A 25,627-nucleotide genomic window follows, 5' to 3' on the forward strand; every position below is an offset into this window, starting at 1 on the left:
AAAGCTTGCAGAGAAATCTGCAAGCTTTTTTATCAGCCTCTCAAAACAGCCTGATATGTGTCTTCTAGCGCTTTCAGCACTTTGCTGTGCGCCTTTGTCACTTCTTCTTCAGTCAGTGTTTGTTCAGGGTTGACATACTGGAGTGAGAAAGCGACTGACTTTTTGCCTTCCTCCATATGCTCGCCTTCGTATACGTCAAAGACGGATACTTCTTTCAGGAGCTTGCCCCCAGCCTCTTTAATGACTCTCTCAAGCTGGCCGCTTGTGACGGATTTATCTGTGACAAGCGCGATATCACGTGTCACAGACGGATATTTTGGAATCGCCGTGTAAACAAGCGGCGCTGTATCCGCTGCGAGCAACGTATGAAGATCAAGTTCAAACACGTATGTCTCTTTTATATCGAGTTCTTTTTCCAATGAAGGATGGACTTGGCCGATGAAGCCGATAAGAGAACCATTCAATAGAATGTTCGCTGTTCTGCCCGGGTGCAGCTGTTTGCGTTCAGATTGAACAAATTCAATGCTGTCGAGTACGTTTAGTTTGTCTAACAGCCCTTCTACAATTCCTTTGGCGACAAAGAAATCAACCGTTTTTTTCTCACCCTGCCACAGCTGCTTGCGCCATAATCCTGTAACAGCTCCTGCCACGCGCTCTGTTTCAACAGGTTTTGTGTCCTCTTCCTTCGTCAGGAAAACGGAGCCGACTTCATACAGTGCGACTGAGTCAGTCTGTCTCGCGAGGTTGTAAGAAACAGAATCAAGCAGATTCGGAACAAGACTGTGTCTGAGAATGCTTCTTTCTTCACTCATCGGAAGCGCAAGCACGGTATTAAGTGATTTTTCAATCGCAAACGCGGCCGCTTTTTTCTCATTTGTCAGTGAGTAAGTGATGGCTTGTGACAAGCCCGCACCTTCTAGGAAGCGTCTGACTTTACGGCGTTTTGCCTGATATGGCGTTAACCCGCCTGTTGTTCCCGCTGTCTCAGGAAGCGTAGACGGAATGTTATCATAGCCGTACAGCCTTGCCGCTTCTTCTATTAAGTCCTCTTCGATTGTAATGTCACCGCGGCGTGATGGAACGGTCACTACGAGAAGATCTGCCGCTTCACCGACCGTAAAACCGAGACGCTTATAAATGCTGATCAGTTCTTCTTTGCTGATTGTCATGCCGAGAACGCTGCTCACTTTGTCAGCAGAAACGTGAATGTGATTCGCTTCGATTGTCAGGTGATCTTCTTCAACTGTTCCAGTGAGCACTTCACCGCCGGCATACAGATGGATCAGCTGTGCAGCCCGTTCTGCCGCAAGACGTACACGTGCCGGGTCAATGCCTTTTTCAAATCTTACACTTGATTCACTTCTCAAGCCAAGGTCTTTGGAAGCCTTACGAACTGTCTGTCCGTTGAAGTACGCAGCCTCAAGCAAAATCGTTTTCGTATCTTCCTGAACTTCTGACTCTGCTCCTCCCATGACACCGGCAACAGCTTGCGCTTTCGTTCCGTTTGTAATGACAAGGTGATCGGCAGACAGCTTACGTTCTTGATCATCAAGAGTTACGATCATTTCATTTTCAGCTGCTTTTCTTACGACGACTTCTTTGGAGCCGAATTTGTCATAATCAAACGCGTGAAGCGGCTGGCCGTATTCCAATAGGACAAAGTTTGTGATGTCGACGACGTTGTTGTGCGGGCGAATGCCTGCATTCATCAGCTTCGTCTGCATCCAAAGCGGTGACGGCGCAATCGTGACATTTTTAATGATTTTTGCCGCATACAGCGGGTTTGCTTCCTGATCTTCAATTTTAACAGTGATGTAGTCAGATGCTTGTTCAGACGCAGCCGGATAATCCGTTTGCGGAAGTTTTACCTCTGTGTCTAAAATCGCCGCAACCTCGTAAGCAACACCAAGCATGTTCATGGCATCCGCGCGGTTTGGCGTTAAACCAAGCTCAAGGATCGCATCGTCAAGCTGTAAAGCAGCTAAGGCATCGCTTCCTGTTTCAGCGTCATTCGGGAATACGAAAATGCCTTCCGCATACTCTTTTGCCACAAGCTTGCTTTCAATGCCAAGCTCCTGTAAAGAACAGATCATGCCGTTTGATTCTTCACCGCGAAGCTTTGCTTTTTTGATTTTGAAATTGCCCGGCAGCACCGCTCCGACTGTTGCCACCGCGACTTTTTGTCCTTTATCCACATTCGGCGCGCCGCAAATGATTTGCACAGGGGCTTCCGCTCCGATATCCACAAGGCACTTATTCAGCTTATCAGCATTCGGATGCTGCTCACGTTCCAGCACATGTCCGATAACAACGCCTTTCATGCCTTCTCCTTTGTATTCAATTCCTTCAACCTCAATGCCGGCTCTTGTAATTTTCTCAGCAAGAACAGCCGGGTCCATGCCTTTTAGATCAACATAATCCTCTAACCATTTATAAGAAACAAACATCCTAGCATCCTCCTCTTACGCCTGTTTAAACTGCGAAATAAATCTGACATCGTTTGTATAGAAGTGGCGGATATCATCAATGCCGTATTTCAGCATCGCGATGCGCTCAACACCCATTCCGAATGCGAAACCTTGATATTCCTTCGGATCAAAGCCAGCCATTGTAAGTACGTTCGGGTGAACCATGCCGGCGCCGAGAATTTCGATCCAGCCTGTTCCTTTACATACTGAGCAGCCGTTTCCTCCGCATTTAAAGCATGTCACGTCCACTTCTACTGAAGGCTCAGTAAACGGGAAGAAGCTTGGGCGGAGTCTGATTTCACGGTCTTGCCCGAACATTTTTTTCGCAACGAGTTCAAGCGTTCCTTTTAAATCACTCATGCTGATGTTTTTGTCTACGACAAGCCCTTCAATTTGCATAAATTGGTGAGAGTGCGTCGCATCATCGTTATCGCGGCGATACACTTTACCCGGACAAATGATTTTTACCGGCCCTTTTCCTTTGTGCTTTTCCATCGTCCGTGTCTGCACAGGAGAGGTTTGCGTTCTCATCAAAGTCTCCTCTGTGATGTAAAAGCTGTCCTGCATATCGCGCGCAGGGTGTTCTTTCGGCAGGTTGAGCGATTCGAAATTGTAGTAATCCGTTTCAACTTCAGGTCCTTCCTCAACTGTGTAGCCCATGCCGATAAATAAATCTTCAATTTCTTCAATGACAACAGTGAGCGGATGGCGGCTGCCGACTGCGACAGGGTTCCCGGGCAGCGTGACGTCGATTGTCTGTCCCGCAAGCTTCTGCTTCATTTCCTCTTCTTCAAGCTTTTCGTTTTTGACAGCAATCGCATTGGCGATACGCTCTCTTACCTCGTTCGCGAGCGCGCCCATTTTCGGACGTTCCTCAGCAGAAAGTTTGCCCATACCGCGAAGCACTTCTGTAATCGGCCCTTTTTTACCGAGATACTGCACCCGAATATCATTGACAACCTTTAGTGAGCTTGCCGCTTCTACTTGTTCTAAAGCTTCTTGTTCCAGCTGTTTTAGCTTTTCTTCCATTTTGCATCCTCCTTTTATGTAAACAAACCGTCATATGTCTTTTTGAAAACAAAAAAAACCCGCCCCTTATACAAGGGACGAGTTGTGGCCGCGGTACCACCCTTATTTCAGACAGACTGATGCTGTCGTCAGCTTCATTGACATAACGGAATCAGATTCCGGTTCACCTTTACGCGCAAGGTGCGCGGTCCCGGTGACAACTCAAGAGGTGAAACCAATTTCCGGCTGCATTAAAAATGCTCTCAGTCAGCGGCATTTTCTCCCTGGAAAGCAGTTGATCAGAAATTGAGGTCCTCTGTCACGGTTTTTGAAATATTATGTTCTATTATAGAGAAATCCACTGCTTGACGCAATACTATCCTCGCAAGTGGTATACGAGGATGGCGGCCGCAATCGCAACGTTCAGTGATTCAGCCTGTCCGTAAAGCGGCACATACAAGTTCAAATCCGTTTTTTCCAGCAATCCAGCATCCACCCCCGCGCCTTCATTTCCGACAATGAGCGCAAAGGATTCAGCCTGAGACATATCCCGGTAAGGTGCTCCGTTTTGCAGCGCAGTACCGTACACTTTTACGCCCTCCGCTTTTAATTCATCCACATAGGTATGCAGGTTTTTTCTCACCACGGGAATATGAAAGTGAGAACCTTGCGCGGATCGCAGCGTTTTTCCGTTATAAGCGTCCGCTGTGCCGTCACCGAGCACAACCGCATCTAAACCGGCCGCATCTGCCGTTCGAATCATTGTGCCGAGGTTTCCCGGGTCTTGAACAGCGTCAATCAGCAGCACCCGCCGTGGTGACGCCAGTTTTTCTTCAGGCATATGGCACACAGCGGCAATCTGCTGCGGCGTTTCAGTTTCTGTAACAGCTGAAAACGCATCTTCACTCAGCACGCAGCACTCGATGCTTACATCAAGATCTCCCGGGATTTTCGTTTCATCCTTTACAAGGATTTCCTTCACCATTCCCGGGCTCTTAAGCGCCTCTTCAACAAGATGTTCTCCCTCTATCAGGAATGTATTCGTTTTTATCCGTTCTTTTTTTGTGTGAAGCTTTTTCCAATCCTTCACTTTTTGGTTTTTTGCAGATTCTATTTGTTTCACTGTCTGTGTGGCTCTCCTTTTTTTAACATGCTGTTATTATATCGCAAGAACGGCACATAATAAACCAGGTGGAGGGCTAGAATATACGTATCACATTTTAGAAAAAGGAGCGTTTGACATGGATCTTAATTTACGTCATGCCGTCATTAGCAATGTAACCGGCAATAATCAGGAGCAGCTTGAGCATACCATTGTGGATGCAATTCAAAGCGGTGAAGAAAAAATGCTTCCGGGACTCGGCGTTTTATTCGAAGTCATTTGGCAGCACGCGTCTGATAGTGAGAAAAACGAAATGCTAAAAACGCTTGAAGGCGGATTAAAACCCGTCCAGTAAGACAGGAAACCGGGTGACAGCGCCCGGTTTTTTTCTTATATAATAAAAGCATGATGAGGGGGATCGCCATGTTTTTACAGCCGTTATTAGCGAAAAAAATCATTGCTGAAGTCAAAAAAATGTACCAACGCGAAGTCATTATTGTGAACACAGACGGTCTTATTATGGCAAGCACAGATGATGAGCGGGTCGGACAATTTCATGAAGGAGCGCTCATCTGCGCAAATGAAAAACGCAATGTCATTATCACAAAAGAAGATGAAAAGAGATTAAAAGGAGTGAAGGCAGGGCTGAATCTTCCTGTTTTTTCTGACCGTGATGTGATCGCCGTCTTCGGGCTGACAGGTGAGCCCGCTGAGATTCGGCCTTACGGGGAACTGCTTCGGAAAATGACAGAGCTGTTCATTAAGGAATCGTGGCATTTGGAGCAGTCTCAATGGCGTGAGAGAATGCTGGAGTCCTTTATGATCGATTGGCTGCAATTAAAAGAATGGTCTCCCGGTTTTCTTGAGAAAGCCCAGCTTCTTGGAATTGACCTTTCCTCCCGGCGACGAATGATTCTGATTCAAGGGTATGAATGGTCGCCTCATGATATCGAGCAAATGACACATATTTGGAAATCCGCGCACCCTTCAGATTTGTTCATCAGATGGGGAAATGAACGGATTCTGATTAATCATGAAGTGCCAAAGCATGAACATAGAGATCGGCTTTTGCAGCAGCTCTCTCACATTTGTTCGATCGCTCATACCACGAACAGCCGATTAGTAGCCGCTGGCGCCGGGAGGGCTGTCGCAGGCTCCAGCCTGGCAGACTCATACGAGCAAGCGGAAAAAGCGCTGGCTGTCAGCCTTAAGCGAAAAACGCCCATATTCGAGGAGGACCTGAAGCTTGATATGTGCCTGGAGGAGATCAGCCAGGGAACCAGAAATGAATTTCCGCAAAGAGTATTCCGTGAGGCGCTAGAGCATCAAGAGCTTATGAATACGATACGGACTTTTTTTCATCTCGATTTGTCTTTGAAACAAACCGCAGCAGACATGCATATTCACATCAATACATTGCGTTATCGCCTGTCTAAAGCTGAACAGCTGACAGGTTTGCGTTTTGGCCGTACAGAGGATATTGCCGCGATGTATGTCGCACTCTATTTTTTAGATCAAAACACAAAATAGAGAGATTTACAGTTTCATTTTTTGTGTATTCCTCCATGGAAGAGTTTGCTTTTTTTCTTTTACAATAGATTGAAAGCGTTTTTTGACAGGGGGATGGGTGTAATGATCACAAAAGATATAAAAGAACAGCTGATCCAAATCGTCGGACCGGAAAACTTTGATGACTCCAATGCCGGCCGCCTCGTCTATTCATATGATGCGACACCGCAGTTTCAATCAATGCCTGATGCCGTGATTGCACCGCGGAATACCGATGAAGTATCGCGAGTGTTAACGATTTGCAGCGAACATCAAGTTCCGATCGTTCCAAGAGGATCAGGGACAAACCTGTGCGGCGGCACGTGCCCGACTGAAGGCGGGCTTGTGCTTCTCTTTAAGCATATGAACCGGATTCTTGAGATTGATGAAGAAAATTTGACCGCGACAGTCCAGCCGGGCGTCATTACGCTGGATATGATCCGTGCGGTTGAAAGCAAAGGGTTATTTTATCCGCCTGATCCGAGTTCTATGAAAATATCAACCATAGGCGGAAACATCAATGAAAATTCCGGCGGGCTCCGCGGCTTAAAATATGGCGTCACCCGCGACTATGTCATGGGCCTGGAGGTTGTCCTCGCAAACGGAGACGTCATCCGCACCGGCGGAAAGCTCGCAAAAGATGTGGCCGGATACGATCTCACACGCCTTTTTGTCGGCTCAGAAGGAACACTCGGTATTGTGACAGAAGCCATCGTCAAACTTGTTCCAAAGCCGGAAACTAAGAAGACGCTGCTTGCTCTTTATGAAAATATCGACGCCGCTGCTCAAACGGTGTCAGACATCATTGCCGCTAAAATCATACCCGCCACGCTCGAATTTCTCGACCAGCCCACGCTTTTGGTGATTGAGGATTATGCCAAAATCGGCCTTCCGACAAACGCAAAGGCGGTTCTATTAATTGAGCAGGACGGACCGCTTGAAACCGTTGCACGGGATATGGAAAAGATTGAGGCGCTTTGCAAAAAAGGCGACGCCGTCTCCGTTCAGACCGCACAAACAGAAGCGGAAGCGTTTGCCCTGACTGAAGCCCGGCGTTCTGCACTTTCTGCTCTCGCCCGCCTCAAGCCGACAACCATTTTAGAGGATGCCACTGTTCCTCGCTCAGAAATCGCCAATATGGTAAAAGCCATTAATGATATTGCCGCTAAATACGATATTTCCATCTGCACCTTCGGCCACGCGGGAGACGGAAACCTTCACCCGACATGCACGACAGACATTAGAAATAAGGATGAAATGGAGCGTGTCGAACAGGCTTTTGCCGAGATTTTTGAGAAAGCGATTGAACTTGGCGGCACGATAACTGGAGAGCACGGAGTCGGGGCCATGAAAGCGCCTTACTTGGAAATGAAGCTGAAAAAAGAAGGCATTGATGCGATGAAAGCGTTGAAGGCTGCATTTGATCCCCGAAACATATTAAATCCGGGCAAAGTATTTGCGAAAGATGCGAGAAAACGTGTGGTGACGGAAAGATGACAAGAGAAAAAGAAATGAAACAGATCCAAGATGGGTTTAAAGAGCGCATGGATGAAGGCGAGCTGTTGAATTGTATGCGCTGCGGCTTCTGCCTTCCTTCCTGTCCGACCTATATTGAATCAGGTTTTCAGGAAACTCACTCTCCGCGCGGGCGCATCGCCTTAATGAAAGCCGTAACAGACGGTCAGATTGAACCGGATGAAGACGTCGAACGTTCGCTGTCACTTTGCCTCGGCTGCCGCGCCTGTGAGCCCGTATGCCCGTCAGGCGTGAAATACGGACAGCTCCTTGAGGAAGCGAGAGATATTATCCACCAAAATAAAAAACACTCGATCGGGGCGCGCGTCATGCGAAAGGCGGCTTTCCACGAGCTGTTTCCGCATCAAAACCGCATGCGCTCAGCTGTTAGCCTTATCGGTTTGTATCAGCGCTCAGGACTGCAATCCGCTATTCGTAAAACCGGTATGCTTCGCGTCCTGCCTGAGCATTTGCGGACGATGGAAGCTGTTCTTCCCGATGTTCCCAAAAGCAAAGACATGAAACATCGGCCGCGTTTGCTGCCGTCCATTGGCCCCAGAAAAAAACGGGTCGCCTTTTTTTCTGGCTGCTTAATGGATACCATGTTTTTACCGACCAACAATGCCACATTGAAGCTTTTGCAGCTGGCAGGCTGCGATATTGTCATCCCTTCTGAACAGGTTTGCTGCGGGGCGCTGCATGGACACAGCGGTGAAAAAAACGCGGGCAAAGAGCTCGCGAAACAAAATATCGCTGCTTTTGAAGCGTTAGACGTGGATGCTGTCATTACAAACGCGGGAGGATGCGGAGCCTTTCTCACTGAATATGATCATTTGCTAAAGGATGATCCCGAGTGGTCCGAGCGGGCCGCCGCTTTTGTTCAGAAGCTGAAGGATTTTTCGTCCGTATTGGTTGAACTCGATTTTCAGCAAATGGACTTAGCGCTCAAGGCGCCTCAGGTCATTACCTATCAAGATTCATGCCACCTAAGAAATGTGATGCATACGTCGCTTGAGCCCCGCCAGCTCCTTCAAAGCATCAAGGGAGCCGATTTCAGAGAAATGGATAAAGCGGACAGCTGCTGCGGATCAGCGGGAATTTATAACATCGTGGAAGCTGAGATGTCTATGAAAATACTGGACAGTAAAATGGCTGCCGTCAAAGCAACCGAAGCGATCCTCATAGTAACAGCAAATCCCGGCTGCCTGCTGCAGATGAAGCTCGGGATTGAACGCGAAGGACTAAACGGTAAAGTCAGAGCCGTTCACCTGGCAGATTTGCTATTGGAAGCAGCCGGGCATAAAACAACTTGAGAAAGCCCAAAACAGACATTGTTTTGGGCTTTTGTGCATTATTCCATCGGACTGCAAATTTCGATATAATGTCCATCCGGATCTGCGATATAGGCGACCGTCTGGCCCCATGGCTTCACTTTTGGCTCCCCGATAATCGAGACGCCTTGTTCTCTCATCCTTTTGATGACAGCTTCTACATTTTCAGTGACAAAGCCGATTTCAAATGTGTTTGAAGCAGATGTTTCCGGAATGTCCAGCGCTGTGATGTCTCTGGCGCTTTCCCGCGTATTAAGCGCCAATATCGTCGATCCTGTTTCAAATTCGACATATGTGCCATGTTCCGCACGAATCGGCAGTCCTAACATATCCCGATAAAAATGAATAGCCCGCTTGCTGTCCGATACGTAAAGAATCAGATATTTCATTGATAGATTCATCGCCACGCCCCCTCAGCATTTTCAATAGCCTTTCTATCCCGGTATAGATGCTTCCATCCTTAAATTCGGATCTTTCCACATCTGCGCCCATTTTTTCACGGCCGCCACGATAATGATGAAGCCTAATACCAGCATGATGATAGATAATACGCCATTCAATACACTATAACCTGCTGCTTCAGGATTGAGATACACATGGCGCACCATCCAATAGCCCGCATAGTTGACAGTGACATATAAATAGGCAAGCGGGATAAGGCAGGTCAGAATGTATCTGCGTTTATCGGCGATTTTCAGCACGATGGTCGCTCCGATAATCAGCCCAACTGAAGCCATCAGCTGGTTGGATACGCCAAACAGCGCCCAAATCGAACCGATATCCCCTGAATACAGCAAATAGCCCCACATCAAGCAGGCAAGCGCGCTGGCAAATACAGAGCCCGGAATCCAGTCCGTTTTCTTCAGCGGTTTATACACCTCTCCGAAGAAATCCTGGATCAAATAACGGGCAACGCGTGTGCCGGCGTCAATCGCTGTTAAAATAAATACGGCTTCAAACATAATGACAAATTGGAAAAAGTATGAGGCCAAATGGCTGAAAAACGGCATTCCGGTAAAAATATAAGTCATTCCCACCGCAAGCGTGACGGCTCCTCCTGTTCTTCCTTCTAAGTCCAAGCCGATTTCCCTGCTCAATTCAGGCAGATGGACGACATTCATGCCAAGTGTACGGAAAACCTCAGGCGTGCTGTTAATTGCAAAGTAATCAGCAGGCTGCAAGGCGGTTGCCGCAATCAGCGCCATGATGCCGACAAGACACTCGACAAGCATCGCACCAAACGCAACCGGCTTCATATCACTCCATTTATTCAGCATTTTCGGCGTCGTGCCTGAACCGACAAAGGCATGAAACCCCGAGATCGCACCGCAGGCGATGGTTATTGAAATGAACGGCCAGACAGGTCCTGCCAGCACCGGCCCGCCCCCTTTTACGAATTCTGTAAATGCAGGAAACGGGATGGACGGATTGACGACAAACACCCCGGCAATCAAAGCAATAAAAACACCGATTTTCATAAAGCTGCTTAAATAATCACGAGGTGCGAGAAGCAGCCAAACGGGTAGCGCCGCTGCAAAGAACGCATAAACAGGAAGCGCGATTGCAAGCGTTTTCGTATCCAGCGTCAAAAAATCACCAAGTGCGGTAGTTTGCACCCATGGGCCGCTAAAGACGCCTGCCATTAAAAAGAGAAAGCCGATCGTTGACGCGAGTTTTAAATTACCCGTTTTCTTATAAAATAAGCCCACACCCATCGCAATCGGAATCGTAATCCCTACTGCAAATGTTCCCCATGGATTGCGTTCAAGCGCATGCAGCACGACCATCGAGAGACCCGCCATCGTAATCGTGATAATAAACAGCATGGAAAGTCCCGTGCAAAAGCCGGCAACAGGGCCGAGCTCATCCTTCGCCACTTCCGACAGCGACTTGCCGTTTTTTCGCATCGATGCAAACAGCACAACAATATCATGGACGGCTCCCCCTATCACCGCCCCGATTAACAGCCATAACAACCCCGGCAAATAGCCGAACTGCGCAGCCAGAATGGGCCCGACCAGCGGCCCGGCCGCTGCGATGGCTGCAAAATGATGGCCGAACGAAACCCATTTATTTGTAGGCACATAGTCTTTTCCATCCTCAAGCACGTGAGCAGGCGTCGGCTTGTCATCAGTTACTTTAAGAACCTTCACCATCATAAATGTTCCGTATAAACGATAGGCGATAGCCAAAATACACATTGACGCTATCACAATTGTAACCGCATTCATTTTATCCCATCCCCCTTTGCTGTTTTCATAAATATATCACAATTTCATCTTGAAAAGCGGTCATTTTTCCCTATACAAAAAAGCCGGCTGGAATGGGCCGGCTTGAGGTAATTAAAAAACATGCCGAAGAAAGGAATCTCGGGCTTTGCTTCTTCTATGACTGTTTTTTCAGACGGATCACATTCCAGGAAAGCGGTGTGAAATGCGCGGTTAAGCCGTTTTCGCTGACAGACGATGTGCCGTTGGAATGCGGAACGACATTTTTTCTGTTATGCTGGTTTGTCGCTTTGATATCCCGATGCTCGAGTACGATGTGCTCTATGATTTGGTAGGATTCAAAGCCTCTGAGCGATATCTCTGTCTCCATCTGATCCTCAGCTTTGTTTACCGCAAAAATGGTGAGTGTTTCTTCCTCTTCCGCGTACACAACAGCGGCATCAACATATGGCACATCGGTAAAATCTAAGCAGTCGTACTTCGGAGAAGAAATAAGCGGTTTCAGTGACTCGCCTCGTCCGTAAACAGACGCATGCATGTACGGATAGAAAATCGGCTGTCTCCATGCTTCTCCCCCTTTTTCCGTCATAATCGGCGCGATGACATTTACAAGCTGCGCAAGACACGCGATTTTCACACGGTCTGCGTGCTGCAGCATCGTTATGAGCAGAGAGCCGACTAACAAAGCATCTTCAAAATTATAAATATCCTCTAAAATCGGACGCGCAGTAATCCACGGCTCGACTTTCTTATCAGCCTCATTTGAGTGATACCAGACGTTCCATTCATCCAGAGAGAGATTGATGGTTTTCTTGCTGCGTGTTTTTGCTTTTACATAGTCACAGGTTGCAGCGACAGATGTAATAAAATGATCCAGATCCATGGAACGGGCCAAGTAGTTTGGCAGATTGTTATCCCGGTTTCCGTAATACGTGTGGAGAGAGATATAGTCGACATGCTCGTACGTATGCTCCAGTACCTTCGCTTCCCAATCAATAAAGGTCGGCATGCCGCTGTTTGAGCTGCCGCAGGCAACGAGTTCAATTGATGGATCCACCCACTTCATGACCTTTGCCGTCTCGGCGGCAAGCCGTCCGTATTCGTCAGCTGTTTTGTGGCCGATCTGCCACGGGCCATCCATTTCGTTTCCTAAGCACCATGTCTTGATGCCGTACGGCTGTTCATAGCCATGCGATCTTCTCAAATCACTCCAGTAAGAGCCTTTCGGATGGTTGCAGTATTCAACGAGATTGCGGGCGTCATCTATGCCTCTAGTGCCGAGGTTGACAGCCATGTTGACCTCAGTGTTCACCTTTTTTGCCCAGGATAAAAATTCATTTGTTCCCACTTCATTGGTTTCTGTCGTTTGCCATGCCAAATCAAGCCTTCTCGGGCGATTTTCGACAGGCCCGACCCCGTCCTCCCAGTTATATCCGGATAAAAAATTTCCGCCCGGATAGCGGATGATCGGCACCTGCAATTCTTTGATCAGCGCCTGGACATCCTTTCTAAACCCGTCCTCGTCCGCTTCAGGATGATCAGGCTCATATATGCCCTCGTATACCGCGCGCCCCATATGTTCGATAAACGAGCCGTAAATCCGTTTGTCCACTTCACCGATTGTATATTCTTTGTCTACTATCATTCGCGCTTTTTTCATCACACGTTTCCTCCTTTATTAGCCTTTGACTCCCCCTACCGTCAGGCCGGAGATAAAGTATTTTTGGAAAAACAAGAAAATGATAATGACCGGCAAAATCGCAAATACCGAGCCGGATATGAGCATGTCATAGTTGTTTCCATAAGGGCTCAGCAAGCTGGAAAGCCCAATTGGAAGCGTAAACATTTCTTTCGAGCGAAGCACAATCAGCGGCCATAAGAAGTTGTTCCAGCTGTTTAAGGACTGGAGAATAATCATCGCGCCGAAAGCCGGTTTCATCAGCGGCGCCATAATTCTGAAAAAGATGCCGAATTCCGTACAGCCGTCCATCCTTGCAGCGTCCAGCAGATCTCTTGGCAGCCCAAGCGCGTATTGCCTGAAAAAGAATATTGCTACAGGCGAAACGATGAACGGCAATATAACCCCCGTATACGAATCAATCAAGTGCAGCCCGACGGTAAGCTTAAACAACGGAAGCATCATCACTTCCAGCGGAACCATCATAATAATCAGTACAAGCACAAAGATGATATTTCTGCCCTTAAAATCATAAACCGCAAGCCCGTACCCGATCATCGAAGAAAAAAACAGCGTGAGCACAGTAGTGAAAAACCCAAGCACAAGGCTGTTAAAGAACCATTTGAAATAAATGCTGCCGCCGTTAAACAGGAACGTATAATTATCAAGACTCATCACATTAGCATCAATGTCAAGATTCAGACCCGCACGCAAAAGTTCAGCTGACGGCTTTAATGATCCTAAAAGCAAACAAAAAATCGGAAAAATATACAACAGGCTCAGCATCATAAAAAACAGGGTCAGCGCGATTCTGTAAACGCTAATATGAGGACTGTGCCGCAGCATTTATCCTTCCCCCTTAAACGAGCCTGACAACTTTAATGAAATCAGGCTGACAACAAGGATCACAATCAAAAGCACGATCCCTATGGCTGCTCCGTATCCCATTTCATTGTAAGCAAGACCCTGCTGATACAAATATCCGACAAGTGTCAGACCGATATTACCCGGGGAATTATTTTGCCAAAGGACGTAGCTTTCCTCAAACATCCTAAAACCGCCGATAATGCTGATGGTCAGCACATATACGGTTACAGGCTTGAGAAACGGCAGCGTGATGTGCATAAATTTTTTCATCGTATTGGCGCCGTCAATATCAGCGGCTTCGTACAGCTCTTTCGGCACGTTTTGCAAACCGGCCAAAAAGTAAAGGATGTTGATTCCCATCCATCTCCATGAAGCAAGCAGCACCATCAAAAACATGCCTGTATGTTCATTGTTCATCCAATTCTGAGGGGAAAAACCGAGTTTGAGTAAGATGGAATTGGCCAGAGACGTTTCCATTTCTCCGAAGATCAGCCGAAAAATAATCCCCGCAACTATGGTGGAAGTCAATGCCGGGATAAATAACGCTGATTTGAATATATTTCTGAATGTGACCAGCTTTGAATTCAAGAATATGGCCAGAAGCAATGGAACCGGAATCAGTACGATCAGCGTCCAAAAGGTGTACTCCAGCGTATTCCAAAGGGCGGTATAGAACGTCGGATTGTTTAGCGCAGTATAATTGGACACTCCGACAAACGTCACCTCTCCAGGCAATATTCGTTGAAAGCTCATGATGAAGACGGTAATGATAGGGTATAGAAAAAATACGAGAAAGGATAAAACGAATGGCGCTGTAAACAAATAGGGCGCCGCTTTTTTTGAATAAAATAGATCTCGCCAGCCTGATTGTTTCCCAGCTGAAGGAACGGGATGAACCGTTCCCGTTTTCACAGGTTTCATGAGAACCTCCCCGCTTTCACTTTTTGAATGGGATTCTATTTCTGTTTCAGTTCACCTGCCGCTCTGTCCAAGGCTTGTTTAGGCGTTTTTTGCTGAGATTTAAGTGCGTCGAACAATACGCTTCTGTTGACAAGGTCTGACGCCTTGGCAAAATCCTCATGTAAATAAATCGGATTAATTTCATCCTTGATATCGAGCAGCACTGAGAAAATGCCTGTTCCGTTTTGGAAGTAGTCCGTGTATTTGTTTTTCTCTTTCAATTCCTTAGAGCTCCAGACATCCCAGCGAAGCGGGTCAAATCCGAGCACGCTCCAGAGCTTTTTGTTTCCTTCTGTAGAGCCCTTCGCAAAGGCCAAAAACTCTTTTGCTAATTCGACATGCTTAGATTGCTTCGGCACAACAGTTGCCGTACCGCCCAAACCTGCCGAACGGTCGCCTCCCTTTTGCCATGCCGGAAGCGGCCTGATGGCAATCTTCCCTTTGAGATCAGGCATATAATCTATGAATCTTCCCATATACCAAATCGGCATCAGAACTGATGCGGCTCCGCCTTGGTTCATAAAGCCATAGTATTCTTCACTGTGATGCCCGCCGCCCGGTGCTGGAATCATCGTTTTGTCATTGATCATGTCTTTTAAATATTGGAGTGTTTTTATGTTGGTGTCGTTATTGAGGATTAGCTTGCCGTTTTTATCAAAATAACCTGAGTTTTGCTGTGAAATCATGGATAGGAACGTTCCCGAATCATTTGTCTCCGCCGTTCCCATCGGCTTACCGGTCACTTTGCGCACTTTCTGCCCGGCTTTACGGTAATCATCCCATGTTTTAATCTCATCGGGATTGACTTCGGCCTTTTTCATCACCTCCATGTTATAAAACATGACTGTCGTCCCTACATGTGTATCGAGTCCGTAAATCTTGCCGTTTTTGCTGTACAGGGTGAGCCGCGCTTCAACGAATTTATCGCGGTCCTTTTCAATCAGCGGAGTCAGGTCGGCAAGCGGTATGTCGGAGCCCTTCAAAAAGTTTGAAAAACGGGCCAATTCGACATCGGCCATATCAGGGACGCCCTCTCCCGCGATTAAAGAGATTGACAAGTTATCGTGCATTTGCCCATACGGATAAACAACCGTATTCAGCTTCATTTTGCGGTCAGGATATGTTTTGTTCCATTCTTTCACCATTTCCGCATAAAACTGCTCATGAAGGCCGTTAAATGTCCAAAAGGTCAGCTCGGTTTCCGCCGGTTTCCCTGATGAACTATCAGCTGAACACCCGGCAATGACTAATGTCAACAGCATCAGAAGCACAAGAAAGCAGGCAGTCATTCTTTTCATTTACGTTACCCCTTCCCTTCGAGGTGCGGGCTATTCATATAGACCATGATTGACCAGCGTTTTGTTTTCATTAATGATTCTTAATCCGGTGCACCGGTCTCTTAAGGTGTGCGCGTGTCTGAAGGCATTCTTGACGGAATTCTGTCCGACACCGATTTCGTCAAAAGACGCAGGGCCTCCGGCTGATCTCAGCCAATCAGCGAGCACTTCTCCTTCCGGGAGAGTTTGATAAGCCGATTGGATGGCTTGCCGCCGGCTCGGTGAAAATTCGTTCAGTCCGTCATCCTTAGCGAGCTTTCTGTATGTGTCAGTTAATAAAACAGCGGCACAGCCGACCTTTGCCCCATGAAGAATCTGAGGCCGGTTTTTCTCCATTAATTCCATCTCAATCCAGTGTGAAATATGATGCTCTCCGCCTGATGCCGGGCGGGAATGATCTAAGGCCAGCATGACAAGCCCTGATACGATTAAAGACTGCATTAAAACCTGTATGCCTGTTTCCGTTTTCATCGCAATGTCTTCCGTATGTGCGATACAGGCGTCAAGCGCCTCCTGAACGATCTTAGCCCCTGTTGGCGAATAAGGCTCGCCGGCAAGATGGCGGGAAATTTCCCAATCAGCTAAAGACGTGATTTTACCGAGCATGTCGCCAAACCCTGCCGCCACCATTGACTGGGGTGCCGCTTTTAATAAATCCAGATCAGCGAACAGCGCGGATGGAGCCTTCGTTTGAATGGTTGTTTTCGTCCCGTATAAAATCAGCGGCGCCCCGGCTGATGTAAATCCGTCTACAGATGGAGCAGTCGGATAAGAAATAAACGGCAAATCCCTCTGAAAGGCCGCAAAGCGGACGATATCATGAATCGTACCTGAACCGACTGCAATCATGACATCCGCTGTTTGCTTCGTATGGATCAGCACATGAATGAGCGACCGTTCATCAGCCGTTACATCTCCGGCTTCATTTTCCGGAATGATCAGGCATTCGGCCTGAAACCCTTCTTGATTCAAGCGGTTTTCCAAATCAATGCCTGCAATGCGGTGTGTATTCGAGTCACAGACTAGGACAATATGTTTGTTATTTTTTCGTTTTACATAATCCAAAAGCGAATCAGCTGCTTGTTTACCGAGAACAATTTCTTCAACTTTTATAGGCAACGTCTTTTCTCCGGCGTGTTCAAAAGCACGCTGAACGTCAGCTGCGATACGATTCATAGCAGAATCCCCTCCTCAGCCAATTTGGTTACATCCTTAATAGACTCCAGCACATAATCCGGCATGTACAAACGCTTGTCATCCGGTTTCGCAGAACCCGTCAGCACTAAAGCGCTTTTCATGCCATAAAGCTTTCCCATCGCAATGTCTGATTCAATGCTGTCTCCGATAATCATGCATTCATGTGCGGACAGACCCATTGCCGTACAGGCAGCCTCCGCCATCAGCCATGACGGCTTTCCGACAACAAGCTCCGTCTTGGCTTGAGCGGAAGCCTCTATCGCCCCAATCATTCCGGCCACATCAATGGCATTGCCGTGTTCATTCGGAAAAGAACGGTCTTTATTGGTTGCAATGATACGAGCGCCGCCGGCGGCCGCTTGAAAGGCTTGATTTAAATCTTCGTACGTGAGCGTTTCATGAAGGGAGATCACGAGCCAATCCGCATGCTTCGGTTCGTTCGCATGCTGCACGCCAGCCAGTCTCAGCTCGTCAGCCAAGCCTTGTTCTCCAAGCACCCACACCTTTGAAAAACGATAATGGTTTTTCAGAAAAGCCGCTGTCACGCTTGACGACAGAACAATGTCATTAACGTCCGCTTCAATCCCCGCGCCGAGCAGTTTTTTTCGGCACATGGCACGGGAGATATTCCCCCGATTGCTCAAAAAGACGATTTTCTTCCCCATTCCCCGAAGTGTATGGATCGCTTTTCTTGCCCCTTCAATCAATTCATTTCCTCTGAATACAGTACCGTCCAAGTCAATCAGAATGCCGGCCGGTGACACAACGGAATCATGACTGGCCATAATACGCATTTGCCCCGTGTTTTCGATAAAAATGCTTTTCATGCAGGACGGTATTGATGGGGTTTACATTCTTGTTCAGCATAATGGAGTGATAAGCCATTTCGGCAACCGTTTCTAATACAACTGCGTTATGAATGGCATTTAAGGCGTTCTTGCCCCAGCAGAATGGGCCGTGATTGTTCACGAGCACACCCGGGACCTGTTCGTAGTTAGACTGCTGAAAGGTTTCCGCAATGACTTTACCTGTATTCAGCTCGTAGTCATGAATGATTTCTTCATCGTACATTTCTCTAGTACACGGAATCGCACTGTCAAAATAATCAGCATGGGTCGTTCCTAAAGGCGGAATGTCTCTCCCCGATTGCGCCCAGCTTGTCGCCCATTGAGAATGAGTATGGACAATCCCCCCGATATTCGGAAAGGCTTTGTATAAATAAACATGGGTAGGTGTATCTGAAGAAGGCTTGAGCGATCCTTCGACGACCTCTCCATCAAGGTTCAAAACAACCAGGTCATCAGCTGTCAAATCGCTGTATTCAACTCCGCTTGGTTTAATAACAATTCTTTCTTTTTCACGGTCAATGCCGCTGACGTTTCCCCACGTAAAGGTTACCAGCTGATGCTCTTGCAGCTTCAGGTTGGCGGCCAGCACTTCTTTTTTTAATGTTTCAAGCATGCATCATCATCCTTTATCAATTCTTTTTGGCAGATGAAAATTGAAGATTTTTAATTGTTTTCAGACGCTTCATGACATGGTTTTCTTTTCCGAAATAGTGAACAAGCTCTTTATACTCAGCGTACAGTTTTTCATACACTGCGGCGTTTTCGGCGTTTGGCGTATAAGATATATCTTTCAGTTTTCCCATGTTCGCCGCTGCCTCTTTGATGTCGTCATATCCGCCGTCTTCTTTACCTGCGGCAAGCGCGCCGAAAATCGCCGCTCCTAAGGCAGGGGCTTGCGGAGAGCCAGAGATCTTAATGTCCATGTTTGTCACATCCGCATAAATCTGCATGACAAACGGGTTTTTCTCAGCAATTCCGCCGGCTGCGTACAGCTCCTCAATCGGAACTCCGCTATCTTTGAACGTTTCGATAATCATCCGGGTTCCGTAAGCCGTCGCTTCAATTAACGCTCTATAAATCTCTTCAGGCTTCGTCAGCAGTGTCATGCCGAGCAGCATCCCTGTTAAATCCGCATCAACAAGGGTTGAACGGTTTCCATTCCACCAATCTAAAGCAAGCAGGCCGCTTTCACCCGGCACTTGAAGGTTTGCCTTCTCACTCAGCAGCTCATGAACGCCAATGTTTTTTTCCGCTGCTTCCTCTTGATAAGCTTGCGGGACACATGTTTTTACAAACCAGTCAAAATGATCGCCAACACAGGACTGCCCGGCTTCGTATCCCGCATAGCCCGGGAGAATTCCGTTGTTCACGACCCCGCACATACCAGGCACGATACGCACCTCTTCGCCCAGAAGAACATGGCACGTGGAGGTTCCCATAATCATCAGCATTTTCCCCGGCTCTGTAATGCCGACCGCCGGCATGGAGACATGAGCGTCCACATTGGCAACTGCAACAGCCGTGCCCGGAAGAAGGCCTGTCAGCCGTGCCATTTTTTCAGTCAGCCCACCGGCTTTTTCCCCTACTGAATGAATGGATCCTGATAACTTATCCTTTGTAATCGTTTTCATTAATGGATGTAATTTGTCAAAGAAATCAGCTGACGGATATCCCGATTTTTCACTCCAAATCGCTTTATACCCTGCGGTACAGTTGCTTCGCTTGAGTGAGCCGCACAGCTGGTACACGATCCAGTCTGCGGCCTCGATGATCCGGTCAGCCGCTTCATAAATATGAGGCGCTTCTTCGGCAATCTGCATGACCTTCGGAATCATCCACTCAGAAGAAATTTTTCCTCCGTACCGCTGTAAAAAAGCTTCTCCTTCTTCTTCCGCGATTTGATTGAGCCTGTCAGCATGTTTTTGGGCCGCATGATGCTTCCAGAGCTTCACGTAGCTATGCGGTTCCTCTTCATATTCCGGCAGCATGCATAACGGCTGTCCTGTACTGTCAACAGGCAGGATCGTACATGCCGTAAAATCAATTCCGATCCCGATAACATCTTTCGGTTCAACCCCCGTCTGTTCGAGTAAAGACGGAATGGTTGTTTCCAAGACTTCGAGGTAATCAGCAGGATGCTGCAGCGCCCAGTCGCGCGGCAGCTTTTGACCCGTTTTGGGGAGGACGGTATCGATGACAGCGTGCCTGTATTCTTTTACAGCAGACGCAAGTTCCTCCCCCGTTCGGACATGAACGAGCACCGCTCTTCCTGATAACGTTCCGAAATCAACTCCTATTGTGTAAGCCAAGTGACATCCCCCTCTCTACTTTTGAAGCCGGTAAAGCGCCTCGTTCCATTTTAATTCGTGTTTCAGCTTGTGAATTGTCGTATCACGGGAAATGAGAACACTTTCGATCCCCGCCATTTCCGCCCAATCGAGCATTTGCTCCGCTGTCAGTTCATAAGACAAGCAGGTATGGTGTGCGCCGCCGGCTAGAATCCATGCCTCCGCCGCTGTTTTCAATGACGGCTCCGGCTTCCAGAGAACACGGGCCACAGGCAGATTCGGCATGTCTTTATCAATTTCCTGTCCGTTGACCTCATTCAAAACAAGGCGAAAACGTCCCCCAATATCAACAAGGCTTGCCTGAATGGCTGAACCGCTGATGCCGTTAAATACGAAACGCGCAGGGTCCTCCTTGCCTCCGATCGAAAGCGGATGAACCTCGATTTTCGGCTGATCCAAAGCGACCGTCGGACACACTTCCAGCATGTGCGAGCCCAGAACCATTTCATTTCCCGGTTCAAAATGATACGTATAATCTTCCATGAAGGAAGTTCTTTTTCCTTCAGCCATGATTTTCATCATCCGTACAAGAGCCGCTGTCTTCCAATCTCCCTCACCGGCAAACCCGTAGCCCTTCTCCATCAGGCGCTGAACCGCAAGTCCCGGCAGCTGTTTCATTCCGTGCAGCACTTCAAACGATGTCGTAAAAGCTGTATAGCCTCCTTGTTCAAGAAAAGCGGTTAAGCCTAGTTCAATTTTCGCCTGTTCTTTAATGGACGCTGCTTTTGCTTCGTCACGTTTTGTTTCCTCGCTGATCACATATAGCCTGTCATACTCGGCATAAAGCGTGTCAACCTCGTCATCCGTAATGCGGTTCATTACGTCAACAAGGTCTCCGATGCCATATCCGTCAACCTGCCAGCCAAATTGAATATGCGCCCCTACCTTGTCTCCGTCCGTTACCGCGACGTGGCGCATGTTATCTCCGAATCTGGCAACCTTAATATGTCTGCTTTCATTTAATGCAGCTGCCGTATCCATCCATCGAGAAATCTCTTTCTTCACTTCTTCATCATCCCAATAACCGGCAATGACTTTCCGGTTCAGCCCCATTCGCGAGTTGATATAACCGTACTCACGGTCTCCGTGTGCGGATTGGTTGCTGTTCATAAAATCCATGTCAATCGTACCCCACGGGATATCGCGATTATATTGAGTATGCAGATGCATAAGCGGTTTTTGATAAGAAGAAAGGCCTTCTATCCACATTTTTGCGGGAGAAAATGTGTGCATCCATGTGATGATCCCGGCGCATGTCTCACTGTACTCCGCATCTCTTAACAGCTGTCTGATGGTTTCCGATGAGGTAACGACGGGCTTATGCGTGATTTTATATCTGGAAGAAATCCCGCTGAGCCCCTCACAAATGCTTTTCGCATGCTGGTCCACCAGTTCCAGCGTCTCTTCCCCGTATAGGTGCTGGCTTCCTGTTACAAACCAGAATTCATAATCCTTTGTCTGAAGCATGTAAACTGCCCCTTCCCTATAAAATAAAACGCTTACAAACACAATATAAAGATACGTACTAATAATGAGAAAATGACCTTTAAACATTAATTTGTACGAACAACTACATTATAGTAATTGACTATTATACTGTCAATCTTTTCTTTTTAAAAAAGCCGGGGCAGCGCCCGGCTTTTCGTTCAATAGGACGGCCAGCCCGAGCTCCAGTTCAAATCATTGATGAGAAGCTTCGGAATACCGTTGTCCTTGGCGTCATAGGCATGACGAACAAGAATATTTCCATTTACAATATCCTGGCCGCCAGGGCCCTTCCATTGATCATTGCCGGCATCCAAAATGGTGCCCCCGCCTTCCAGCATGCTTTTGCCGCTTTTATCAAGATAAGGGCCTGTAATGCTTTTAGATCTTCCGTAAGCAATTTTGTACGTGCTGTTTACCCCGTCACAGCATTTATCAAATGAAACCATTAAATAGTAGTAGCCATTCTGATACGTTAGGGTAGGAGCTTCCAGCGCCCCGCCATTATTAGGTCTTGCTGCAATTGAATAGAGCGAGCCTGCTGGCTTCATCGTATTCTTATCAAGCTTGGTCAGCTTAATGCCGCTCCAAAATGAGCCGAATGCAAGCCACGGGCTGCCATCCTTATCAAATGTCAGCTCCGGATCAATGGCGTTGTAATGATTAGAGCTTGTCGAACGGATCACTAAGCCCTCGTCCTTCCAGCTTCCCGAACTGATACTCGGTGAAGATGCCAGTCCGATGGCAGATGTATTGCTGCCAAAGGAAGAAACGGAATAATACAGCCAGTACTTCCCGTTATAGTATTGGATGTCCGGGGCCCACTGGTTTTGACCGTAATTCGGCACATAATTCGACCACCACGATAGCGGTGTACTGAAAATGGATTTTTGTACGGTCCAGTTTTTAGCGTCCGACGATTTCAGAACCCGGAGACCTCGTTCTTCAGTAAGCCCTGTTCCAAACGCATACCACGAGCTCCCCTCTTTAATCATAGTCGGGTCGTGAAGCAGCTCATTGGATGCCCCCCAAAATGCGGCTTCTGCGGGGGCTGCGGAAGTGAATAGCAAACCTGCAGCCAGAGCGGCACTAAATAGGTGAAAGAAACGGTTCCATGTTTTTTTCTTTTTCAATATGTCCACCTCCCCTCAGAATAGAAAGCGCTTACAATAATGGTGTTTATTCCTCCCTTCCTTACAAATGAGCCGCATATCATATATCATCATGTGCAGAAAATTTTCGGTATCTTCTTTATTGTAGTCACTCCGTCATAATTTGTACAGATAAAAAATAAGAATCCGCCTCAACAGGCGGATTCCTCCGTATCTTTACTGGTACGTAATTTCATCAACCGTTTTCCGATCTAATTTCTTAATGACTTCTGTAATTAATTTGACCGCGTTTTCATAATCGTCACGATGCAGCATAGCCGCGTGCGTATGAATATAGCGGGTTGCAATGGTGATGGACAGCGCAGGAACTCCGTTTGCCGTCAAATGGATAGATCCCGAGTCCGTTCCGCCCCCGGCGATGGCATCAAATTGGTATGGAATGCCCGCTTCCTCTGCGGTAGCGACAACTGCGTCGCGCAAACCTTTGTGAGAAACCATGGATGCATCGTAGACGATAATCTGCGGGCCTTTGCCCATTTTGCTTTGCGCTTCCTTCTCCGAAATGCCAGGTGTGTCTCCTGCTATTCCTACATCGACACCGAACGCGATATCAGGCTGAATGGTGTGTGCAGCCGTTTTCGCTCCCCTCAGACCGACTTCCTCCTGCACGGTTCCGACACCATACACAATATTTGGATGATCTGTGTTTTGTAAATTTCTTAACACATCGATCGCAATCGCACAGCCGATGCGGTTGTCCCATGCCTTCGCCAATAAGAATTTTTCATTGTTCATGACCGTAAATTCAAAATGCGGAACAATCATATCTCCCGGAAGCACACCCCATTCCAAGGCTTCTTCCCGACTTGACGCTCCGATATCAATAAACATATCTTTGATTTCCACTGATTTTTTTCTCGCTTCAGGAGATAAAATATGCGGCGGCTTAGAGCCGATAACTCCTGTGATTTCGCCTTTTTTTGTCACGATGGTGACACGCTGGGCCAGCATTACCTGAGCCCACCAGCCGCCAACAGTTTGAAAACGGATAAAGCCTTTATCGGTGATTTGTGTCACCATAAAGCCGACTTCGTCCAAATGTCCGGCGATCATAATTTTCGGGCCGTTTTCCGCACCTGTTTTTTTGGCGATTAAACTGCCCAGCCGATCTGTTGTGACCTCATCAGCAAATGGCTCTATGTATGATTTCATCACTTGCCTTACTTCTCTCTCATTTCCCGGAATGCCTTTTGCATCTGTTAAATCTTTCAGCATGGTCAATGTTTCATCTAATTTTGCCATGTTCCAAAAACCTCCTTCATCAGTCCTGCATTCTTATTATACAAAACCTGGCGCTAACCATACGACTAAATCACTTGAAAATCGGGTATATGTTTTTAGAACTTTCTTTTAGAAAAAGTGAAACCTTTTTCAATGCTCTTCGTATTACATCAGATCATCACAATAAGGGGGTGCCTTCACACAATGTTTGTCATGGTTTTAAGGATTTTATTGCTTGCACTTTTTGCTTATTGTATTTATGCCGTGGTCAAATATGTCGCGAATCCAAAGAGAAGGCTTAAGCTGGCCCAATCAAAAGAACATTTTTATATTGTCGATGAACAGAACAATGCTCGGAAGAACTTTCAGCTGACGTATAAAGGCGTGCTTTTTGAAGGAGAAAAGCATATTCCTTCCAAGGATCATCCGCTATTTATCCACACGATCTTTGTCTGGACAGAATCTCCTGAGAAGCTAAGGCATTTCTCTGCAAATGATTTTGAAAACATTGAAGAAAAAGTGCTGGAACGATATCCAAATTGTAAGATTGACTGGGACCAGCCCATTAAACTCGCAAAAAAAGCAGAAGAGCGTTAAAACGCTTTTCTGCTTTTTATAAATCAAACGGGCTGTAGTAAATGCTGACCAAGATCGCTTCAATTACAAGAAGAAGCGGTACTCCGTACTTAAAAGAAGCGTGTTTCGTTTTATGTCTGAAGGTTTGCATGCCAAGCCAGACACCAAGCGCTCCAAACACGATGGCTATCAGCCACAGCCGGTCTTCAGAAATTCTCCATTTGTGCTGCTGCGCTTTGCGTTTGTCAACACCCATCACCCAAAAACCGCACAGATTCATCAGCACCAAATAGACTGCAATCACCATGTTGCCTCATCCTTTATAGAAAAAAGCCGCTCTCCAGAAGAGCGGCTCTATCTAATTACTTGTTTAATTGAGCTTTAGCAGCATCAGCAAGCTGATTGAATGCAGTAAGATCATTTACAGCAAGATCAGCAAGCATTTTACGGTTTACTTCGATACCAGAAAGCTTAAGACCGTGCATTAAACGGCTGTAAGAAAGACCGTTCATGCGAGCAGCCGCGTTGATACGAGTGATCCAAAGCTTACGGAAATCACGTTTTTTCTGACGACGGTCACGGAAAGCATAGTTTCCAGATTTCATGACCTGCTGGTTTGCTACTTTGTATAATCTATGTTTTGAACCGAAATAACCTTTTGCTAATTTAAGAACCTTTTTACGACGCTGACGCGACACAGTTCCGCCTTTTACTCTTGGCATAAAATTTCCCTCCTAA

24 protein-coding genes and 1 pseudogene are annotated in these 25,627 nt (G+C 47.2%); 6 read left to right on the forward strand and 19 right to left on the reverse strand.

The window, feature by feature from the left end:
- Positions 1-32: 32 nt before the first annotated feature.
- Positions 33-2,447 (reverse strand): phenylalanine--tRNA ligase subunit beta, encoded by a 2,415-nt coding sequence (gene pheT / locus G4P54_RS14630; RefSeq protein WP_167873047.1) that lies wholly within the window; start codon positions 2,445-2,447, stop codon positions 33-35.
- A 15-nt stretch (positions 2,448-2,462) separates the two neighbouring features.
- Positions 2,463-3,497 carry a phenylalanine--tRNA ligase subunit alpha gene (gene pheS, locus G4P54_RS14635; protein WP_024714798.1) on the reverse strand — a complete coding sequence of 345 codons (1,035 nt, stop codon included), beginning with the start codon at positions 3,495-3,497 and terminating at the stop codon, positions 2,463-2,465.
- A gap of 82 nt (positions 3,498-3,579) precedes the next feature.
- Between pheS and G4P54_RS14640 the strand changes: the two genes are divergently transcribed.
- Entirely contained in the window at positions 3,580-3,786 is a 207-nt protein-coding gene (locus G4P54_RS14640; protein ID WP_081719849.1) for a hypothetical protein, read from the forward strand.
- A 66-nt stretch (positions 3,787-3,852) separates the two neighbouring features.
- Here G4P54_RS14640 and G4P54_RS14645 read toward each other — a convergent pair whose 3' ends face one another.
- A complete protein-coding gene (locus G4P54_RS14645) occupies positions 3,853-4,599 on the reverse strand; it encodes a TrmH family RNA methyltransferase (RefSeq protein WP_167873048.1) in 747 nt (248 codons plus the stop codon).
- A gap of 118 nt (positions 4,600-4,717) precedes the next feature.
- Here G4P54_RS14645 and sspI point away from each other — a divergent pair, with 118 nt between their 5' ends.
- The 4 genes from sspI to G4P54_RS14665 all read left to right on the forward strand — a co-directional run bounded on the left by sspI (position 4,718) and on the right by G4P54_RS14665 (position 8,954).
- On the forward strand, positions 4,718-4,933 hold the full coding sequence (sspI, locus tag G4P54_RS14650; RefSeq protein ID WP_024714796.1) for a small acid-soluble spore protein SspI: 216 nt from the start codon (positions 4,718-4,720) through the stop codon (positions 4,931-4,933).
- Between the two features lie 68 nt (positions 4,934-5,001).
- Positions 5,002-6,108, forward strand: coding sequence for a CdaR family transcriptional regulator (locus tag G4P54_RS14655; RefSeq protein WP_167873049.1), 1,107 nt, complete (start codon positions 5,002-5,004; stop codon positions 6,106-6,108).
- Positions 6,109-6,210: 102 nt separating this feature from the next.
- On the forward strand, positions 6,211-7,623 hold the full coding sequence (glcD, locus tag G4P54_RS14660; protein ID WP_167873050.1) for a glycolate oxidase subunit GlcD: 1,413 nt from the start codon (positions 6,211-6,213) through the stop codon (positions 7,621-7,623).
- On the forward strand, positions 7,620-8,954 hold the full coding sequence (locus G4P54_RS14665) for a (Fe-S)-binding protein (RefSeq protein ID WP_167873051.1): 1,335 nt from the start codon (positions 7,620-7,622) through the stop codon (positions 8,952-8,954). The genes glcD and G4P54_RS14665 overlap by 4 nt, the downstream gene beginning before the upstream one ends.
- A gap of 38 nt (positions 8,955-8,992) precedes the next feature.
- On the opposite strand, the gene G4P54_RS14670 is transcribed toward G4P54_RS14665, so the two are convergent.
- From G4P54_RS14670 to G4P54_RS14735, 14 genes and pseudogenes are all read right to left on the reverse strand, one after another.
- The gene (locus tag G4P54_RS14670) at positions 8,993-9,373 is read right to left on the reverse strand and encodes a VOC family protein (protein ID WP_167873052.1); all 381 of its coding nucleotides are present in this window, start codon (positions 9,371-9,373) and stop codon (positions 8,993-8,995) included.
- Positions 9,303-9,464, reverse strand: a pseudogene (locus G4P54_RS14675) (hypothetical protein); the annotation flags it as partial. The gene G4P54_RS14670 and the pseudogene G4P54_RS14675, both read right to left, overlap by 71 nt.
- On the reverse strand, positions 9,407-11,203 hold the full coding sequence (gene cstA, locus G4P54_RS14680; protein WP_167873053.1) for a carbon starvation protein CstA: 1,797 nt from the start codon (positions 11,201-11,203) through the stop codon (positions 9,407-9,409). The pseudogene G4P54_RS14675 and the gene cstA, both read right to left, overlap by 58 nt.
- 154 nt (positions 11,204-11,357) lie before the next feature.
- Positions 11,358-12,860, reverse strand: coding sequence for an alpha-L-arabinofuranosidase AbfA (gene abfA, locus G4P54_RS14685; RefSeq protein ID WP_167873888.1), 1,503 nt, complete (start codon positions 12,858-12,860; stop codon positions 11,358-11,360).
- Positions 12,861-12,878: 18 nt separating this feature from the next.
- A complete protein-coding gene (araQ, locus tag G4P54_RS14690) occupies positions 12,879-13,724 on the reverse strand; it encodes an arabinooligosaccharides ABC transporter permease AraQ (protein ID WP_167873054.1) in 846 nt (281 codons plus the stop codon).
- Positions 13,725-14,666 carry an arabinooligosaccharides ABC transporter permease AraP gene (gene araP / locus G4P54_RS14695; RefSeq protein ID WP_024714788.1) on the reverse strand — a complete coding sequence of 314 codons (942 nt, stop codon included), beginning with the start codon at positions 14,664-14,666 and terminating at the stop codon, positions 13,725-13,727.
- A 35-nt stretch (positions 14,667-14,701) separates the two neighbouring features.
- On the reverse strand, positions 14,702-16,003 hold the full coding sequence (araN, locus tag G4P54_RS14700; RefSeq protein WP_024714787.1) for an arabinooligosaccharides ABC transporter substrate-binding protein AraN: 1,302 nt from the start codon (positions 16,001-16,003) through the stop codon (positions 14,702-14,704).
- A 30-nt stretch (positions 16,004-16,033) separates the two neighbouring features.
- Positions 16,034-17,218 carry a sn-glycerol-1-phosphate dehydrogenase gene (egsA, locus tag G4P54_RS14705; RefSeq protein WP_167873055.1) on the reverse strand — a complete coding sequence of 395 codons (1,185 nt, stop codon included), beginning with the start codon at positions 17,216-17,218 and terminating at the stop codon, positions 16,034-16,036.
- A complete protein-coding gene (gene araL / locus G4P54_RS14710; protein ID WP_167873056.1) occupies positions 17,215-18,033 on the reverse strand; it encodes a sugar-phosphatase AraL in 819 nt (272 codons plus the stop codon). Before araL ends, egsA begins: the two co-directional genes overlap by 4 nt.
- Complete coding sequence (gene araD / locus G4P54_RS14715; RefSeq protein WP_167873057.1) at positions 18,011-18,700, reverse strand: L-ribulose-5-phosphate 4-epimerase; 690 nt, start codon at positions 18,698-18,700, stop codon at positions 18,011-18,013. The genes araL and araD overlap by 23 nt, the downstream gene beginning before the upstream one ends.
- A 16-nt stretch (positions 18,701-18,716) precedes the next feature.
- A complete protein-coding gene (gene araB / locus G4P54_RS14720; protein WP_167873058.1) occupies positions 18,717-20,396 on the reverse strand; it encodes a ribulokinase in 1,680 nt (559 codons plus the stop codon).
- A 15-nt stretch (positions 20,397-20,411) separates the two neighbouring features.
- A complete protein-coding gene (gene araA / locus G4P54_RS14725) occupies positions 20,412-21,902 on the reverse strand; it encodes an L-arabinose isomerase (protein ID WP_167873059.1) in 1,491 nt (496 codons plus the stop codon).
- A 179-nt stretch (positions 21,903-22,081) separates the two neighbouring features.
- On the reverse strand, positions 22,082-23,053 hold the full coding sequence (abnA, locus tag G4P54_RS14730; RefSeq protein ID WP_167873060.1) for an arabinan endo-1,5-alpha-L-arabinosidase AbnA: 972 nt from the start codon (positions 23,051-23,053) through the stop codon (positions 22,082-22,084).
- Between the two features lie 195 nt (positions 23,054-23,248).
- The gene (locus G4P54_RS14735) at positions 23,249-24,334 is read right to left on the reverse strand and encodes a M42 family metallopeptidase (protein ID WP_167873061.1); all 1,086 of its coding nucleotides are present in this window, start codon (positions 24,332-24,334) and stop codon (positions 23,249-23,251) included.
- Between the two features lie 183 nt (positions 24,335-24,517).
- On the opposite strand from G4P54_RS14735, the gene ysdB reads away from it, so the two are divergent.
- Positions 24,518-24,910, forward strand: coding sequence for a sigma W pathway protein YsdB (ysdB, locus tag G4P54_RS14740; RefSeq protein WP_024714779.1), 393 nt, complete (start codon positions 24,518-24,520; stop codon positions 24,908-24,910).
- A gap of 16 nt (positions 24,911-24,926) precedes the next feature.
- On the opposite strand, the gene G4P54_RS14745 is transcribed toward ysdB, so the two are convergent.
- The gene (locus tag G4P54_RS14745) at positions 24,927-25,196 is read right to left on the reverse strand and encodes a DUF1294 domain-containing protein (protein ID WP_167873062.1); all 270 of its coding nucleotides are present in this window, start codon (positions 25,194-25,196) and stop codon (positions 24,927-24,929) included.
- Positions 25,197-25,251: 55 nt separating this feature from the next.
- The gene (rplT, locus tag G4P54_RS14750; RefSeq protein ID WP_162101060.1) at positions 25,252-25,611 is read right to left on the reverse strand and encodes a 50S ribosomal protein L20; all 360 of its coding nucleotides are present in this window, start codon (positions 25,609-25,611) and stop codon (positions 25,252-25,254) included.
- Positions 25,612-25,627 lie beyond the last annotated feature (16 nt).

Origin of the sequence: Bacillus tequilensis, assembly GCF_012225885.1 — a bacterium.
Classification (GTDB): Bacteria; Bacillota; Bacilli; order Bacillales; family Bacillaceae; genus Bacillus; species Bacillus tequilensis.

What these genes read in the sequence shown, in the direction of transcription:
- pheT (WP_167873047.1), bottom strand. Translation starts at nt 2,447, where the DNA reads ATGTTTGTTTCTTATAAATGGTTAGAGGATTATGTTGATCTAAAAGGC.
- pheS (WP_024714798.1), bottom strand. Translation starts at nt 3,497, where the DNA reads ATGGAAGAAAAGCTAAAACAGCTGGAACAAGAAGCTTTAGAACAAGTA.
- sspI (WP_024714796.1), top strand. Translation starts at nt 4,718, where the DNA reads ATGGATCTTAATTTACGTCATGCCGTCATTAGCAATGTAACCGGCAAT.
- G4P54_RS14655 (WP_167873049.1), top strand. Translation starts at nt 5,002, where the DNA reads ATGTTTTTACAGCCGTTATTAGCGAAAAAAATCATTGCTGAAGTCAAA.
- glcD (WP_167873050.1), top strand. Translation starts at nt 6,211, where the DNA reads ATGATCACAAAAGATATAAAAGAACAGCTGATCCAAATCGTCGGACCG.
- G4P54_RS14665 (WP_167873051.1), top strand. Translation starts at nt 7,620, where the DNA reads ATGACAAGAGAAAAAGAAATGAAACAGATCCAAGATGGGTTTAAAGAG.
- G4P54_RS14670 (WP_167873052.1), bottom strand. Translation starts at nt 9,373, where the DNA reads ATGAATCTATCAATGAAATATCTGATTCTTTACGTATCGGACAGCAAG.
- cstA (WP_167873053.1), bottom strand. Translation starts at nt 11,203, where the DNA reads ATGAATGCGGTTACAATTGTGATAGCGTCAATGTGTATTTTGGCTATC.
- abfA (WP_167873888.1), bottom strand. Translation starts at nt 12,860, where the DNA reads ATGAAAAAAGCGCGAATGATAGTAGACAAAGAATATACAATCGGTGAA.
- araQ (WP_167873054.1), bottom strand. Translation starts at nt 13,724, where the DNA reads ATGCTGCGGCACAGTCCTCATATTAGCGTTTACAGAATCGCGCTGACC.
- araP (WP_024714788.1), bottom strand. Translation starts at nt 14,666, where the DNA reads ATGAAACCTGTGAAAACGGGAACGGTTCATCCCGTTCCTTCAGCTGGG.
- araN (WP_024714787.1), bottom strand. Translation starts at nt 16,003, where the DNA reads ATGAAAAGAATGACTGCCTGCTTTCTTGTGCTTCTGATGCTGTTGACA.
- egsA (WP_167873055.1), bottom strand. Translation starts at nt 17,218, where the DNA reads ATGAATCGTATCGCAGCTGACGTTCAGCGTGCTTTTGAACACGCCGGA.
- araL (WP_167873056.1), bottom strand. Translation starts at nt 18,033, where the DNA reads ATGCGTATTATGGCCAGTCATGATTCCGTTGTGTCACCGGCCGGCATT.
- araD (WP_167873057.1), bottom strand. Translation starts at nt 18,700, where the DNA reads ATGCTTGAAACATTAAAAAAAGAAGTGCTGGCCGCCAACCTGAAGCTG.
- araA (WP_167873059.1), bottom strand. Translation starts at nt 21,902, where the DNA reads ATGCTTCAGACAAAGGATTATGAATTCTGGTTTGTAACAGGAAGCCAG.
- G4P54_RS14735 (WP_167873061.1), bottom strand. Translation starts at nt 24,334, where the DNA reads ATGGCAAAATTAGATGAAACATTGACCATGCTGAAAGATTTAACAGAT.
- ysdB (WP_024714779.1), top strand. Translation starts at nt 24,518, where the DNA reads ATGTTTGTCATGGTTTTAAGGATTTTATTGCTTGCACTTTTTGCTTAT.
- G4P54_RS14745 (WP_167873062.1), bottom strand. Translation starts at nt 25,196, where the DNA reads ATGGTGATTGCAGTCTATTTGGTGCTGATGAATCTGTGCGGTTTTTGG.
- rplT (WP_162101060.1), bottom strand. Translation starts at nt 25,611, where the DNA reads ATGCCAAGAGTAAAAGGCGGAACTGTGTCGCGTCAGCGTCGTAAAAAG.